The sequence below is a fragment of the Pseudomonas migulae NBRC 103157 genome (genome assembly GCF_002091715.1).
GTDB classification, from domain to species: domain Bacteria; phylum Pseudomonadota; class Gammaproteobacteria; order Pseudomonadales; family Pseudomonadaceae; genus Aquipseudomonas; species Aquipseudomonas migulae_A.
Genome location: NZ_BDAG01000033.1, coordinates 26,824 through 42,831, shown reverse-complemented (window position 1 = coordinate 42,831; position 16,008 = coordinate 26,824). Strand labels below are relative to the sequence as shown.

Sequence of the window (16,008 nt, the reverse complement as noted above, 5' to 3'; positions counted from 1 at the left end):
GGTCAGATCAGAGACCGTAGCTCATCAGACGCTCGTAACGGCGGGCCAGCAGCGCTTCGTTATCGAACTTCTTCAACATCGCCAGCTGCGAACTCAGCTCGGCACGGATCGATGCAGCGGCTGCAGCCGGATCACGATGAGCGCCGCCCAAAGGCTCGCCGATCACTTTGTCGACGATGCCCAGGCCTTTCAGGCGCTCGGCAGTGATGCCCATGGCTTCGGCGGCATCCGGTGCTTTTTCTGCGGTTTTCCACAGAATCGAAGCGCAACCTTCCGGCGAGATCACTGCGTAGGTCGAATACTGAAGCATGTTCAGCTGATCGCACACGCCGATTGCCAGAGCGCCGCCGGAACCACCTTCACCGATTACGGTGGCGATGATTGGGGTTTTCAGGCGGGCCATGACGCGCAGGTTCCAGGCAATCGCTTCGCTCTGGTTACGCTCTTCAGCGTCGATGCCAGGGTAGGCGCCCGGCGTATCGATGAAGGTCAGGATCGGCATTTTGAAACGTTCAGCCATCTCCATCAGGCGGCAAGCCTTGCGATAGCCTTCCGGGCGCGGCATGCCGAAGTTGCGGCGAACTTTCTCGCGCACTTCACGGCCTTTCTGGTGGCCGATGATCATCACCGGCTGGTCATCCAGACGGGCCACGCCGCCAACGATGGCAGCGTCGTCGGAGAAGTGACGGTCACCGTGCAGTTCGTCGAACTCGGTGAAGATGTGTTCGATGTAGTCCAAGGTGTATGGACGTTTCGGGTGACGCGCCAGACGCGCGATCTGCCAGCTGGTCAGCTTGCCGAAGATGTCTTCGGTCAGCGTGCTGCTTTTGTCCTGCAGGCGGGAGATCTCATCGCCGATATTCAGCGAATTGTCATTACCGACCAAGCGCAACTCTTCGATCTTGGCTTGCAGGTCGGCGATCGGCTGTTCGAAATCTAGAAAATTCGGGTTCATAGGCGTCCGTCTAGGGTCGACGTCCAAGAGAGCTTGGGCCGGCCGGTTGTCTATTCGCGCCCTACCTTAAGGGACAGGCGCGTTCAGGTCGAGATTAAAAATTCAGGTCGAGATCAAGGCCTATGGAAGGCACCTGACCGTCAACGGTATTGGAGGAAGACGTTGTCTCGCCCGAACTGGTCACGCAGGGCTTGAATCAACGCATCCGCCGGGTCGATTCGCCAGGTCTCGCCGAACTGCAGCAAGGCCTTCGCATCGGGGCTCGTGTATTCCATGGTGATCGGGCACGCGCCGCGGTGACGCTTGAACAACTCACCCAGCCAGCGTAGCTGATCGCCCTTCAAATCCTTGGTCTGCAGCTTCAATCGCAGGCTTTCGGCCAGGTTGGTGCGCGCGTCCTCCATGCTCATCACCCGTTTGACCCGCAGACGCAAACCGCCGGAGAAGTCGTCATTGCTGACCTCGCCTTCGACCACCACCATCGCGTCAGTCTGCAACAGCGACTGCGCGGAATGGAACGCGTCGGCGAACAGCGAGGCTTCGATCCGGCCAGAACGGTCGTCGAGGGTGATGAACCCCATCTTGTCGCCCTTTTTGTTCTTCATCACCCGCAGGGCGATGATCATGCCTGCGACGGTCTGGGTATCCCGAGCCGGCTTCAAGTCGATGATGCGTTGACGAGCGAAACGGCGGATTTCACCTTCGTATTCGTCGATCGGGTGACCGGTCAGGTAAAGGCCCAGGGTGTCTTTCTCCCCTTTCAGGCGTTCCTTCAGGGTCAGCTCTTTCGCCTTGCGGTTATTGGCGTAGACGTCGGCATCTTCCTCGACAAACAGCCCGCCAAACAGGTCGGCGTGGCCACTGTCGTGGGTGCGGGCGGTTTGTTCGGCGGCCTTGATCGCCCCTTCCATCGCGTTCAACAAGACCGCGCGGTTCTGGTCGATGCTCGCTTGATAGGCTTTCGGTTCGTCATGGAAATAGGGCCCCAGACGATCCAGCGCACCGCTGCGGATCAAACCGTCCAGCGTGCGTTTATTGATGCGTTTGAGGTCGACCCTGGCGCAGAAATCGAACAGGTCCTTGAACGGACCGTCCTGGCGCGCCTCGGTAATCGCCTCAACAGGGCCTTCGCCCACACCCTTGATCGCGCCGAGGCCGTAAATAATCCGGCCTTCTTCATTCACCGTGAACTTGAATTCGGAGGTATTCACATCCGGCGCGTCGAGACGCAGCTTCATGGTGCGAATTTCTTCGATCAAGGTCACGACCTTGTCGGTGTTGTGCATATCCGCCGACAGTACCGCGGCCATGAACGGCGCCGGGTAGTGCGTTTTCAGCCACGCGGTCTGGTACGACACCAGGCCGTAAGCGGCGGAGTGGGATTTGTTGAAGCCGTAACCGGCGAATTTTTCCACCAGGTCGAAAATGTTACCGGCAAGGTCAGCGTCGATATTGTTGGTCTTGCAACCTTCAATGAAACCGCCGCGCTGCTTGGCCATTTCCTCGGGCTTTTTCTTACCCATGGCCCGACGCAGCATGTCCGCACCACCAAGGGTGTAACCGGCCATGACCTGGGCAATCTGCATCACCTGTTCCTGATACAGGATGATGCCGTACGTCGGTGCCAGTACCGGCTTCAAGCCTTCGTACTGGTAGTCCGAGTGCGGGTACGCGAGTTCGGCGCGACCGTGCTTACGGTTGATAAAGTCGTCAACCATGCCCGATTGCAAAGGGCCCGGACGGAACAGAGCCACCAGTGCGATCAAGTCTTCCAGGCAGTCGGGCTTGAGCTTTTTGATCAGCTCTTTCATGCCGCGCGACTCGAGCTGGAACACCGCAGTGGTTTCGGCTTTTTGCAGCAGCGTGTAGGTCGGCTTGTCGTCCAGCGGAATGAACGCGATGTCCAGCGGTGGCTCGTTGACCTTGGCGCGATCGCGGTTGATGGTTTTCAACGCCCAGTCGATGACCGTCAGGGTCCGCAGCCCCAGGAAGTCGAACTTCACCAGGCCCGCAGCTTCAACGTCGTCCTTGTCGAACTGGGTTACCAGGCCATCACCGGCTTCGTCACAATAGATCGGCGAAAAGTCAGTCAGCTTGGTCGGCGCGATCACCACACCACCGGCGTGCTTGCCGACGTTGCGCACAACACCTTCGAGCTTGCGCGCCATTTCCCAGATTTCGGCGGCTTCTTCATCGACCTTGATGAAGTCACGGAGGATTTCTTCCTGCTCGTAGGCTTTTTCCAGGGTCATGCCGACTTCAAACGGAATCATCTTCGACAGACGATCCGCCAGACCGTAGGACTTGCCCTGCACCCGCGCCACGTCCCGGACCACAGCCTTCGCGGCCATGGAACCGAAAGTGATGATCTGGCTTACCGCGTTGCGGCCATACTTTTCGGCCACGTAGTCGATGACCCGATCACGACCGTCCATGCAGAAGTCGACGTCGAAGTCGGGCATCGATACCCGTTCCGGGTTAAGGAAACGTTCGAACAGCAGGTCATATTCCAGCGGATCGAGGTCGGTGATCTTCTGCACATAGGCCACCAGCGAGCCGGCACCCGAACCACGGCCAGGACCTACCGGCACGCCGTTGCTCTTGGCCCACTGGATAAAGTCCATAACGATGAGGAAGTAACCCGGAAACCCCATCTGGATGATGATATCCAGCTCGAAATTCAGCCGGTCGACGTAGACCTGACGCTTGGCTTCGTAGTCTTGCGTCGTGTCCTTGGGCAGCAGAACGCTGAGGCGCTCTTCCAGGCCATCGAAGGACACCTTGCGGAAATACTCGTCGATGGTCATGCCATCGGGAATCGGGAAGTTGGGCAGGAAGTGAGTGCCCAGCTTCACTTCGATGTTGCAGCGCTTGGCGATCTCGACGGTGTTTTCCAGCGCCTCGGGAATGTCGCTGAACAGCTCGGCCATTTCCTCGGCGCTTTTGAGGTATTGCTGATCGCTGTAATTCTTCGAACGCCGCGGATCGTCGAGGGCGCGGCCCTCACCGATGCAGACGCGGGTCTCGTGGGCGGCGAAGTCTTCCTGCTTGATGAAGCGCACGTCGTTGGTTGCCACGAGTGGCGCGCCGATTTTCTCCGCCAGGGCCACGGCGCCGTGCAGTTGTTCTTCATCGTTGGGGCGATTGGTGCGCTGGATTTCCAGGTAAAAGCGATCCGGGAACACCGCCATCCATTCACGCGCGAGCTTTTCCGCTTCTGCCGGATTGCCGCTGAGCATGGCCAGGCCAATCTCGCCTTCTTTCGCTGCCGACAGCATGATCAAGCCTTCGCTGGCCTCGGCCACCCACTCACGCTCGATGATGACCGAACCATTGCGCTGGCCGTCGATGAAGCCGCGGGAGATCAGCTCAGTCAGGTTGCGATAGCCGACAGCGTTCATTGCCAACAGGCTGATCCGGCTCAGGGCGTTGTCCGGATCCTTGTTCGACAGCCACAGGTCGGCGCCGCAGATCGGCTTGATGCCTGCGCCCATGGCAGCTTTATAGAATTTGACCAGGGAACACATGTTGTTCTGGTCGGTGACCGCGACGGCAGGCATGTTCATGCCGACCAGGGTCTTGACCAGCGGTTTGATCCGCACCAGACCGTCGACCAGGGAATATTCAGTGTGCAGGCGTAGATGAACGAATGAAGCCGGCATAGTGATCCTGTCTAGAAACGTGAAGACAACAAGGCCCGGATTGTACCGGGCCTTGGCAAAAACATCAGCCTTGCAACTAACTCTCGATCAGGCTTTCCCGAGCTTCGTATGCCAACCGCACCGGGGCAAACGAGCGGCGATGAATCGGTGTCGGGCCCAGACGCGCCAAGGCTTCCAGATGAACGGGCGTCGGATAGCCTTTGTGACCACCGATGCCGTAACCCGGGTAAATCAATTCGAAAGCAGCCATTTCACGATCGCGACTGACTTTGGCCAGTATCGACGCCGCAGCAATTGCTGGCACCTTGCCGTCACCCTGCACCACCGCTTCGGCACGCATGGACAGTTTCGGGCAACGGTTACCGTCGATCATCGCCAGTTTTGGCTGAATGTGCAGGCCTTCGATCGCACGCTGCATGGCCAGCATGGTGGCATGGAGGATGTTCAACTCGTCGATTTCTTCAACTTCCGCGCGCGCGATGCACCAGCTCAGGGCCTTCTCGCAAATTTCGTCGTAGAGCTTTTCACGGCGGGCTTCGGTGAGCTTCTTCGAATCGTTCAAGCCCAGGATCGGACGGTTCGGATCAAGGATCACAGCCGCGGTTACCACGGCGCCACAAAGCGGGCCGCGACCGACTTCGTCGACACCGGCAACCAGATCTTCGACTTCAGCGACCAAGGTGAAATCCAGCCCCATTTGCATGCTTGTTTTACTCATTGTACTTGGCCGATCAGTTTCAGCACTGCATCCGCAGCCTGGTTGGAGGCATCCAGACGAAGGGTCCGGTGAATCTGGTCGAAGCCGCGTGTCTGTTCCTCGCCACCCTCGATCAGTGGCGACAAGGTCTGGGCCAGCGCTTCAACCGTCGCATCGTCCTGCAGCAACTCGGGCACCAACAGGCGCTGGGCCAACAGGTTCGGCAACGAGACGTAGGGGCTCTTGACCATGCGCTTGAGAATCCAGAACGTCAGCGGTGCCAAACGATAGGCAACGACCATCGGCCGCTTGTACAACAAGGCTTCGAGGGTAGCCGTTCCGGAGGCGATCAACACCGCGTCGCAAGCTGCCAGCGCCAGATGGGATTTGCCGTCGAGCAGGGTCAGCGGCAGATCGCGACCGACGAGCAACTCTTCAAGCTGCGCGCGGCGCTGAGGACTGGCGCACGGCATGACGAACCGAACGCCAGGACGCAGGGCGCGCAGACGCTGGGCGGTATCGAGGAACAACGCCCCCAGACGACCTACTTCGCCACCGCGACTGCCGGGCATGAGCGCAACCAACGGCCCGTCAGGCAAACCGAGTTCAGCCCGTGCGGCGGCGCGGTCAGCTTCAAGCGGGATCGCATCGGCCAGGGAATGCCCGACAAACCGCACCGGCACACCCTTCTCTTCATAGAATTTTGCTTCGAATGGAAACAGCGTGAGCATCAGGTCGCAGCCTTCGCGAATCTTCAGCACCCGCTTCTGCCGCCACGCCCAGACCGACGGGCTGACGTAGTGCACGGTCTTGATCCCGGCCTGGCGCAGCTTGAGTTCGATATTCAGGTTGAAGTCCGGGGCATCGATACCGATGAACACATCCGGCTTCTCGGCGATCAGGTCAGCGACCAGTTTCTTGCGGCGCTTGAGCAACTCGCGCAGTCGACCCAGCACTTCCACCAGGCCCATGACCGAGAGACGCTCCATCGGAAAGTACGAGGTCAGGCCTTCGGCCTGCATCAGCGGACCACCGACACCGATGAACTCGACTGCCGGATGCTGTGCCTTGAGCGCACGCATGAGACCGGCGCCCAGAATGTCACCGGAAGCTTCACCCGCCACCAGCGCAATACGCAGATTAGCCATGATTAACGCGTGATGCCGCGGGTCGAAGACTGGATGGAATCACGGAACACCGCGACTTCCGGAAACTGCGCCGAAGGTTCGGCCAGTTCGGCGAGCGCTTGTTCGACGGTCAGGCCCTGGCGGTAAACCACCTTGTAGGCTCGACGCAGGGCGTGGATCGCGTCTTCGCTGAAACCACGGCGACGCATGCCTTCGAAGTTCATGCTGCGCGCTTCGGCCGGGTTGCCGAACACCGTGACGTACGCTGGAACGTCCTTGCCGATGGCGGTGCCCATACCGGAAAAGCTGTGGGCGCCGATATGGCAATACTGGTGGACCAGGGTGAAACCGGACAGGATCGCCCAGTCTTCAACGTGCACATGGCCCGCCAGCGCGGTGTTGTTGACCAGGATGCAGTGGTTGCCGATGACGCTGTCGTGGCCGATGTGGGCATAGGCCATGATCAGGTTGTGATCGCCCAGGGTCGTTTCCGAACGGTCCTGAATGGTCCCGCGGTGAATCGTCACGCCTTCACGGATGACGTTATGGTCGCCGATGACCAGACGGGTTTCTTCACCTTTGTATTTCAGATCGGGAGTGTCCTCGCCTACCGAAGAAAACTGGTAGATGCGATTGTGCTTACCGATTCGGGTCGGGCCTTTGAGAATCACATGCGGCCCGATCACTGTCCCCTCGCCGATTTCCACACCTGCGCCGATGATCGACCAGGGGCCGACCTCAACGTCGTCAGCCAGAATGGCCGACGGATCGATGATTGCGCGAGGGTCAATCAAACTCATAGTTTGCGTTCCGCGCAGATGATTTCAGCGGAGCAGACTGGTTTGCCATCGACCGAAGCCTGGCATTCGAACTTCCAGATCTGACGCTTGCAGCTGATGAAGCGGGCTTCAAGGATCAATTGGTCACCCGGGGTGACGGGCTGGCGAAAACGAAGCTTGTCGGAGCCGACGAAGTAGTAAAGCGTGCCGTCGGCGGGCTTCACGTCAAGCATTTTGAAGCCAAGGATACCGGCAGCCTGAGCCATCGCTTCGATGATCAGCACGCCCGGCATGATTGGATGCGCGGGAAAGTGACCATTGAAGAACGGTTCGTTGATGCTGACATTCTTGTAGGCGCGAATGCGCTTGCCTTCCACGTCCAGTTCCACGACCCGGTCCACCAGCAGGAACGGGTAACGGTGAGGCAGGTATTCGCGAATCTCGTTGATGTCCATCATTTCGGGGGGAAGCCTATGTAGAGATTGGAAACGCGCGACTGACGCGCGTTCCTCTAGCAAATCAAGGAGGCAGTCTAGCGGCTGTGCACACTTGATATGGAAATGGTATCAGCCATCTGATGAAGCATTACCGTCAGGGGTCACTTCCCCTGCCCGCTTTTCCAGCTGTCGCAGCCGCCGCGCGATGTCATCGAGCTGACGGATGCGTGCCGCGCTTTTGCGCCATTCGGCAGCCGGTTGCATGGCCGTACCGGAAGAGTAGGAGCCCGGCTCGGTAATCGAGTGGGTCACCATGGTCATCCCGGTGATGAAAACCTTGTCGCAAATTTCGATATGCCCCACCAGCCCAACGCCACCGGCGAGCATGCAGTGCTTGCCGATCTTGGTGCTGCCGGAAATGCCCACGCACGCGGCCATGGCGGTGTGATCACCAACCTGGACGTTGTGAGCGATCTGAATCTGATTGTCGAGCTTGACGCCATTCCCGAGGACGGTATCGGCCAGCGCACCGCGGTCGATGGCGGTATTCACGCCGATCTCCACATCGTCACCGACCAGAACACCACCGATCTGAGCGATTTTCTGCCAGATGCCTTTCTCGTTGGCAAAGCCGAAGCCTTCGCCACCCAGTACCGCACCGGATTGAATCACCACCCGCTTGCCGATGCGCACGTCGTGATACAGCGTGACGCGCGGTGCGAGCCAGCCACCTTCACCAATGACGCTACGGGCGCCGATGAAGCAGTGCGCGCCGATGGTCGTACCCGCATCAACTCGCGCCCCGCTTTCGATAACCACAAATGCACCGATACTCGCCGCCGGATCGATCACCGCGTCCTCCGCCACTACCGCTGTCGGATGAATACCGGCAGCCGCCTTGGGCTTGGGATCGAACAGGTGGGAAATGCGTGCATAAGCAAGATACGGGTCGGGCACGACCAGCGCATCCCCGTCAAACCCTTCGGCGTCAGCGGCTTTCAGCAACAGGGCTGCAGCCCGGCTGTCAGCCAGGTATTTACGGTATTGGGGATTTGCCAGAAAGCTCAACTGAGCTGGGCCAGCCTCTTGCAAAGTGGCTAGCCCAGTAATTTCCTTCTCCGGGTTGCCACGCAGGGTGGCGCCGAGGAACTCGGCCAACTGGCCGAGTTTTATGGTCGCTGTCATGGATTACTTCAGCTGATTCATGCGCTCGATAACCTGGCGAGTGATGTCGTACTGAGGCTTGACATCAATCACTGCGCCACGCTCGAAGACCAGGTCAAAAGCACCTTTCTTGATGACTTCTTCCACAGCGCTGTCCAGTTTCGGCTTGAGCTGCTTCAGCATTTCACGGTCAGCAACGGCTTTGGCTTCGTTCAGTTCCTTGGACTGGAACTGGAAGTCACGGGCCTTTTGCTTGAATTCAAGTTCCAGACGCTCACGCTCGCCTTGCTGCATCTTGTCGCCGCCCGCCATCAGGCGGTCCTGAATACCCTTGGCGCTGCTTTCCAGCGTCTTGAGCTTGGTCAGCTGCGGGCCGAACTTCTTCTCGGCATCGACGGCGTATTTCTTGGCCGCGTCGGATTCCAGCAGAGCCATCTGATAGTTCAGAACGGCGATTTTCATGTCGGCAAAAGCCGGACCTGCTACCAGTACGGTCGCCAGGAGAACCAATTGAGTCAACTTACGCACGATGCACTCCTACAAAATCCATTGTCGTTATCTTGGGTCAGACGCTTAGAACGTCTGGCCGAGGGAGAATTGGAACACTTGAGTTTCAGCCTCATCCGGTTTCTTGATCGGCATGGCCAACGCGAAACTCAGAGGACCCAGTGCGGTAACCCATGTCACACCTACACCGACAGAGCTGGCCATGTTGCTCAGACTGATGTCGTTGCATTGCGTATTGGACTTCGAACCGTCGGCATTGGTCGGCGTCTTGCACTGCGAGTCGAACACGTTACCCACGTCCCAGAATACCGAGGTACGCAGGGAACGCTGGTCCTTGACGAACGGCAGAGGGAACAGAACCTCCACACCGCCCTGGATCAGGACGTTACCACCGAATGGCAGCGGATCCTGGTCCGGATCGAGCGCGGTGCCCGGATTGCGGCCGGTACTCGGTGTACTGCGAGGACCCAGGGTGCTGTCCTTGAAGCCACGAACCGAGTTGAAACCACCAGCATAGTAGTTTTCATAGAACGGCAAGCCATCGGTCGAACCGTAGCCATCGCCATAACCCAGTTCGGTATGCAGGCGCATGGTGTAGTTTTCGCTCAGTGGCTGGAACAACTGACCACGGTAGTCGAGCTTGAAGAACGACAGGTCACTGCCCGGCGTCGTGGATTCCAGCACCAGGCTTTGGGAATGACCACGGGTCGCCAGCACACCTTTGTTCAGGGTCGACTCGGACCAACCGGCCGACGCCTTGAAGTTCAGGTAGTTGTCGCCTTCCTTGTTAACGAAGTCGAAGATCTCGTCAACGGTGTACAGGCCAGTCTTGATCTTGTCCTGTTGCGCGGTCAGACCGAAGGTCAGACGCGACGTTTCGCTGATCGGGTAACCGACGCTCACGCCTGCACCCAGGCTGTCTACGGCATAGCTGGCTACGTCGACGTCGAGGTCTTTGTAGTCAGTGGTGCGATAGAAAGCGTTGTAACCCAGGCTCACGCCATCAGCAGTCCAGTACGGGTCGACATAACCGAAGTTATAGCGGCTCTGGTATTCACTGCGGGTCAAGCCGACGCTGACCTTGTTACCGGTACCCAGGAAGTTGTTCTGGGTGATCGAACCACCGAGGATCAGACCAGCACTCTGTGCGAAGCCGACGCTGGCGGTAATCGAACCGGAAGCTTGCTCTTCAACGCTGTAGTTCACGTCAACCTGGTCATCGACACCCGGAACGGCCGGGGTTTCGACGTTGACTTCCTTGAAGAAGCCCAGACGCTCAAGACGGGTCTTGGACTGGTCGATCAGATAGGTCGAAGCCCAGCCACCTTCCATCTGACGCATTTCACGGCGCAGCACTTCGTCTTCGGACTTGGTGTTGCCACGGAAGTTGATGCGGTTGACGTAAGCACGCTTGCCCGGATCGACAGCGAAAGTGATATCGACAGTGTGGTCTTCATCGTGCGGCTGAGGTACGCCGTTGACGTTGGCGAAGGTGTAGCCCTCGTTACCCAGACGGCGGGTGATCAGTTCGGACGTGGTGGTCATCAGCTTGCGCGAGAACACCTGGCCTTTCTGCACCAGAAGCAACGACTTGACCTGGTCCTCAGGGACTTTCAGGTCGCCGCTCAGCTTGACGTCACGAACGGTGTACTTCTCGCCTTCGTTGACGTTGACGGTGATGTAGACGTGTTTCTTGTCCGGGGTGATGGATACCTGGGTCGAAGCGATATCCATGTTGATATAGCCGCGGTCCAGGTAGTAGGAACGCAGACGCTCCAGGTCACCGGAAAGCTTTTCACGGGCGTACTTGTCGTCGTTCTTGAAGAACGACAGCCAGTTGGTGGTCTTGAGTTCGAACAGGTCGATCAGGTCTTCATCAGGGAAGACGGTGTTACCCACCACGTTGATGTGCTGGATAGCAGCGACGGTGCCTTCGTTGATGTTGACCTTCAGCCCGACGCGGTTGCGCGGCTGCGGCACCACTTCGGTGTCGACGGTAGCCGAGTAGCGGCCCTGCGCGACGTATTGGCGCTGCAGTTCGTTACGTACACCTTCGAGGGTGGCACGCTGGAAGATCTCGCCTTCGGCCAGACCGGATTGTTTGAGGCCTTTCATCAGGTCTTCAGTGGAGATCGCCTTGTTGCCCTCGATCTCGATACTGGCGACTGACGGACGCTCGACTACCGTAATGACAAGAACATTGCCATCGCGGCCCAGCTGGATATCTTGAAAGAACCCGGTTTTGAACAGCGCACGAGTGGATTCCACCAGGCGACGATCATCCGCCTGTTCACCGACGTTCAACGGCAAGGCACCAAAGACGCTACCCGCGGAGACCCGCTGGAGGCCATTGACGCGAATATCAGAGATAGTGAAGGACTCGGCGTGAACTTCGGCGATCATCAATACGGTGAGAACCGCAGTTAGCAGCAGACGTTTCATGAAGTCCTTTCTTATTCCAACTGGCAATAAACAAACTGCCGCAAAATGCGGCAGATTCGCAATTCAGCGAAGTGTTACAGACGGCCCAAATCATTGACCAGAGCAAGCAACATCACCCCGACCACCAAACTGATACCGATCTGTATCCCCCAACCCTGCACCCGATCCGACAAGGGGCGACCACGCGCCCACTCGATCAGATAAAACAACAAATGCCCCCCATCCAGTACAGGAATGGGCAACAAATTCAGAACCCCCAAGCTAATACTCAGATAAGCAAGGAAATTCAGGAAATCAGCGACGCCCGACTGGGCAGAAGCGCCCGCCACTTTAGCAATGGTTATCGGTCCACTCAAGTTTTTTACCGAGAGCTCACCGAACAACATTTTCTTGAGCGAATCGAGGGTCAGTACGCTCATGGTCCAGGTGCGTCGAGCCCCCTCGCCAATCGCTGCCAAAGGCCCGTAACTGACCTCGCGAATCATCTCCGGTGGCCAATCGATTGCTTTCACCCCGGCACCGAGATAACCACTGGGCGACTTTTTCTCGCCGCGAGCAGCGAGCGTCACAGGGACGTCGATTTGAGCACCATCACGCTCGACGCGCAGCATGATTTTGGTATCCGGTTGCGTACGAACGGTGTCGACCACCTGCTGCCAGTCATCGAGCGCCTTGCCATCCAATGCCAACAACCGGTCACCGGTTTTCAGGCCAGCCGCCTGTGCAGGGCCTTTCGGGTCAAGCTCGGCCAAAACCGGCGGCAATGCCGGACGCCAAGGGCGAATACCCAACGAACGAATCGGATCCGGTTCGTCGGCGCCCTTGAGCCATTTATTCAGGACCAGCTCACGAGACGAATCCGCTGTGGAACCCTGCTCGCGGACCAGCACCTGAAGGGAACCGCTCTCGCCAAGACGGCGAACCAGCTGCAGATTGACGGCCCCCCAACCCGAAGTCGGCTCACCATCGATGGCGACAATTTCCTGACCAGGGCTCAAACCGGCCTTGGCGGCGATACTGCCGGACTCAACGGCACCGATAACAGGCCGCACCTGCTCGCTGCCGAGCATCGCGAGCACCCAGAAAAAAATCATCGCCAGTAAAAAGTTGGCAATCGGGCCTGCCGACACAATTGCAATGCGCTGACGGACGGATTTGCGATTGAAGGATTGATCGAGCTGATCGGCTGGCACTTCGCCTTCGCGCTCATCGAGCATCTTCACGTAGCCGCCCAGCGGGATCGCGGCGACGACGAACTCAGTGCCTTTCTTGTCGTGCCAGCGCAGCAACGGCATGCCGAAGCCCACGGAGAAGCGCAGCACTTTGACCCCACAGCGACGCGCGACCCAGAAATGGCCGAATTCGTGGAAGGTGACCAGCACGCCCAGGGCTACCAGGGTGCCGACAATCATATAGAGCGCGCTCATCTACTTTCTCCGCAATCCTATCCAGTGCTGCATGGGCCAACGTGTGGCAGCACTTACCGCCCGTGACGACTCAACCATTGCCCGGCCAGGACTCGCGCTTTCGCGTCAGCCGTGAACACAGCCTCGAGATCATCCACCGCAACCACAGGCTCGAGATTCAAGACTTCTTCGATGATACTCGCGATTTCCAGATAACGAACCCGCCCGTCGAGAAACGCGGCGACTGCCACTTCATTTGCCGCATTTAGCATCGCTGGTGCGCTATTGCCAGCCTCGGCAGCCTGACGCGCCAGCCGCAGGCATGGGAAACGCTCTTCATCGGGCGCCTGGAAATCCAGACGTGCGATGGCAAACAGATCCAGCGGAGCAACGCCCGAATCGATACGCTCCGGCCAGGCCAGGGCGTTGGCGATCGGTGTGCGCATGTCAGGATTGCCCAGCTGAGCCAATACTGAACCGTCGATGTAGTCGACCAGCGAATGAATCACACTCTGCGGGTGAATCAACACTTCTACCTGGGACGGCTTGGCATCGAACAGCCAGCAGGCCTCGATCAGCTCGAGCCCCTTGTTCATCATGCTCGCCGAGTCCACGGAGATCTTGCGCCCCATGGACCAGGTCGGGTGCGCACAGGCCTGCTCAGGCGAAACATCGGCGAGCTCGGCCAAGGGTGTCTGCCGGAACGGACCGCCAGAGGCTGTCAGCAAAATCCGACGAACGCCCACGACCCCGAGCCCGCGGGAAAAATCCTGCGGCATGCACTGGAAAATCGCGTTGTGCTCGCTGTCGATCGGCAGCAGCACTGAACCGCTTTTGCGTACGGCCTGCATGAACAGCGCGCCGGACATCACCAGCGCTTCTTTGTTGGCCAGGAGAATTTTCTTGCCGGTTTCAACGGCCGCCAGGGTCGGACGCAAGCCCGCCGCACCGACGATGGCCGCCATGACCGTATCGACTTCCGGATCGGAGGCGACCTGACACAGGCCCTCCTCCCCAACCAGCACGCGAGTCGACAGACCGACTGCACGTAAATCGTCCTGCAGGACCCGGGCGGCGCTCTGCTCCGGCACGACGGCGAACTTCGGTGCATGACGGACACAAAGCGCATGCAACTCGCTCAGACGCGTGAAGCCGCTCAAGGCAAAAACCTGATACCGCTCGGGATGACGGGCAATGACGTCGAGCGTGCTCAGACCGATCGAACCGGTCGCCCCCAGAACGGTAATCTGTTGAGGGCGGCTCACGGTGCGGCCATCCAAAGCAGCACAGCGAATACAGGAATCGCAGCCGTCAGACTGTCGATGCGATCCAGCACGCCGCCATGACCGGGCAGCAGATTACTGCTGTCCTTGATGCCGGACTGGCGCTTGAACATGCTTTCGGTGAGATCACCCACCACCGAGATGAACACGACAATTGCCGCACCGATCAACCCTTTGAAAAGCTCGGCAACCGTCCAGTCGCGAACCAGGCCGACAATGACGGTGATGACCAGGCTCAGCGCCAGGCCGCCATACACGCCTTCCCAGCTTTTGCCGGGACTGACCTGCGGCGCCAGTTTGCGTTTGCCGAACGCGCGACCAGAGAAGTAGGCACCGATATCGGCCCCCCAGACCAGCACCATCACCGCCATGATCAGCAAGTTACCCAATGGGTATTGTTTGATCTGCACCAGACCTTGCCAGGCCGGCAGCAGAACCAACAGACCGATCACCAATTTGGTCGCCGCACTGGACCAACGCTCGCTGGAACGCGGATACGTCAGCACCAGATACGTCGCCACACCCCACCACAGCACCGAAGCGCCCAAAACCCAGGGCGCAAGCCCCGGCAGGATGTGCATGACAAACAACATCAACGCGACCATTGCTGCGTAGGCCACGCGCATCGGTTGAGCGGCAAACCCCGCAAGGCGCGCCCATTCCCAGGCACCGAGGGTCACGACCAGCCCGATAAACAGCGCAAAGCCGGAACCTTCAAGCAGGAAAAACCCGCCCAAGGCAATCGGCAGCAGTATCAGTGCAGTGATGATTCGTTGTTTAAGCATTAAACCCGGGCTCCAGCCTCGACCTGCTCGCTCGTTTTACCGAAGCGACGCTGACGAGAAGCGAAATCGGCCAGCGCGGTGCGCATGGCGTCGTGTTTGAAGTCCGGCCAGAACAGGTCGGAGAAGTACAACTCGGCGTAAGCCAGTTGCCACAGCAGGAAGTTGCTGATGCGGTGTTCACCACCGGTGCGGATACACAGGTCCGGTAACGGCAGGTCGCCGGTGGCCAGGCAGGTTTGCAACAGTTCCGGGGTAATGTCTTCCGGACGCAGATGGCCGGCCTGGACTTCTCGCGCCAGACGCTGCGCGGCCTGCGCAATGTCCCACTGACCGCCGTAGTTGGCCGCGATCTGCAGGACGAAGCGATTGGCGCCCGCCGTCATGGCTTCAGCCTCGCGCATGGCCGCCTGAAGCTCTGGATGAAAACGCGAACGGTCGCCAATGATGCGCAGACTGATGTTGTTTTCGTTCAGGCGCTTGGCCTCGCGACGCAACGCCTTGAAGAACAGGTCCATCAAGGCACTGACCTCATCGGCCGGGCGCTGCCAGTTCTCGCTGGAGAAGGCGAACAGGGTCAATACCTCGACCTTGGCCTCGGCACACACCTCAATCACCGCACGAACTGCATCCACACCCGCTTTATGCCCGGCGACACCCGGCATAAAGCGTTTTTTCGCCCAGCGATTATTGCCATCCATGATGATCGCGACATGGCGCGGCACCGCGGACGGCGCAACCTGCTTGGTCTTTTCCATGAAAACGCG

Annotated in this window: 13 protein-coding genes; all 13 read right to left on the bottom strand. The window is 58.9% G+C overall.

Annotation, left to right across the window (positions count from 1 at the left end; all coding sequences use genetic code 11):
* Positions 1 to 7 precede the first annotated feature (7 nt).
* Positions 8 to 955: an acetyl-CoA carboxylase carboxyltransferase subunit alpha gene (locus tag PMI01S_RS22240; RefSeq protein WP_084322283.1), complete on the bottom strand. Its 948-nt coding sequence runs from the start codon at positions 953 to 955 to the stop codon at positions 8 to 10.
* 140 nt (positions 956 to 1,095) lie between these two features.
* Positions 1,096 to 4,617, bottom strand: a complete 3,522-nt coding sequence (dnaE, locus tag PMI01S_RS22235) for a DNA polymerase III subunit alpha (RefSeq protein WP_084322282.1) — start codon at positions 4,615 to 4,617, stop codon at positions 1,096 to 1,098.
* Positions 4,618 to 4,693: 76 nt separating this feature from the next.
* Positions 4,694 to 5,320 carry a ribonuclease HII gene (rnhB, locus tag PMI01S_RS22230; RefSeq protein WP_017336711.1) on the bottom strand — a complete coding sequence of 209 codons (627 nt, stop codon included), beginning with the start codon at positions 5,318 to 5,320 and terminating at the stop codon, positions 4,694 to 4,696.
* 11 nt (positions 5,321 to 5,331) lie between these two features.
* Entirely contained in the window at positions 5,332 to 6,462 is a 1,131-nt protein-coding gene (lpxB, locus tag PMI01S_RS22225; protein WP_084322281.1) for a lipid-A-disaccharide synthase, read from the bottom strand.
* Between the two features lie 2 nt (positions 6,463 to 6,464).
* A complete protein-coding gene (gene lpxA / locus PMI01S_RS22220; protein WP_084322280.1) occupies positions 6,465 to 7,241 on the bottom strand; it encodes an acyl-ACP--UDP-N-acetylglucosamine O-acyltransferase in 777 nt (258 codons plus the stop codon).
* Positions 7,238 to 7,678 carry a 3-hydroxyacyl-ACP dehydratase FabZ gene (gene fabZ, locus PMI01S_RS22215; RefSeq protein ID WP_017336708.1) on the bottom strand — a complete coding sequence of 147 codons (441 nt, stop codon included), beginning with the start codon at positions 7,676 to 7,678 and terminating at the stop codon, positions 7,238 to 7,240. Before fabZ ends, lpxA begins: the two co-directional genes overlap by 4 nt.
* A 108-nt stretch (positions 7,679 to 7,786) precedes the next feature.
* On the bottom strand, positions 7,787 to 8,842 hold the full coding sequence (gene lpxD / locus PMI01S_RS22210) for a UDP-3-O-(3-hydroxymyristoyl)glucosamine N-acyltransferase (RefSeq protein ID WP_084322279.1): 1,056 nt from the start codon (positions 8,840 to 8,842) through the stop codon (positions 7,787 to 7,789).
* Positions 8,843 to 8,845: 3 nt separating this feature from the next.
* Entirely contained in the window at positions 8,846 to 9,349 is a 504-nt protein-coding gene (locus PMI01S_RS22205) for an OmpH/Skp family outer membrane protein (RefSeq protein WP_008028980.1), read from the bottom strand.
* 45 nt (positions 9,350 to 9,394) lie between these two features.
* Positions 9,395 to 11,770 carry an outer membrane protein assembly factor BamA gene (gene bamA / locus PMI01S_RS22200; RefSeq protein WP_084322278.1) on the bottom strand — a complete coding sequence of 792 codons (2,376 nt, stop codon included), beginning with the start codon at positions 11,768 to 11,770 and terminating at the stop codon, positions 9,395 to 9,397.
* A 74-nt stretch (positions 11,771 to 11,844) separates the two neighbouring features.
* Entirely contained in the window at positions 11,845 to 13,197 is a 1,353-nt protein-coding gene (gene rseP, locus PMI01S_RS22195) for a sigma E protease regulator RseP (RefSeq protein WP_084322277.1), read from the bottom strand.
* Positions 13,198 to 13,250: 53 nt separating this feature from the next.
* Positions 13,251 to 14,441 carry a 1-deoxy-D-xylulose-5-phosphate reductoisomerase gene (gene ispC / locus PMI01S_RS22190; RefSeq protein ID WP_084322276.1) on the bottom strand — a complete coding sequence of 397 codons (1,191 nt, stop codon included), beginning with the start codon at positions 14,439 to 14,441 and terminating at the stop codon, positions 13,251 to 13,253.
* Positions 14,438 to 15,244: a phosphatidate cytidylyltransferase gene (locus tag PMI01S_RS22185; protein WP_084322275.1), complete on the bottom strand. Its 807-nt coding sequence runs from the start codon at positions 15,242 to 15,244 to the stop codon at positions 14,438 to 14,440. The genes ispC and PMI01S_RS22185 overlap by 4 nt, the downstream gene beginning before the upstream one ends.
* A complete protein-coding gene (gene uppS / locus PMI01S_RS22180) occupies positions 15,244 to 15,999 on the bottom strand; it encodes a polyprenyl diphosphate synthase (protein WP_084322274.1) in 756 nt (251 codons plus the stop codon). Before uppS ends, PMI01S_RS22185 begins: the two co-directional genes overlap by 1 nt.
* Between the last annotated feature and the right edge of the window lie 9 nt (positions 16,000 to 16,008).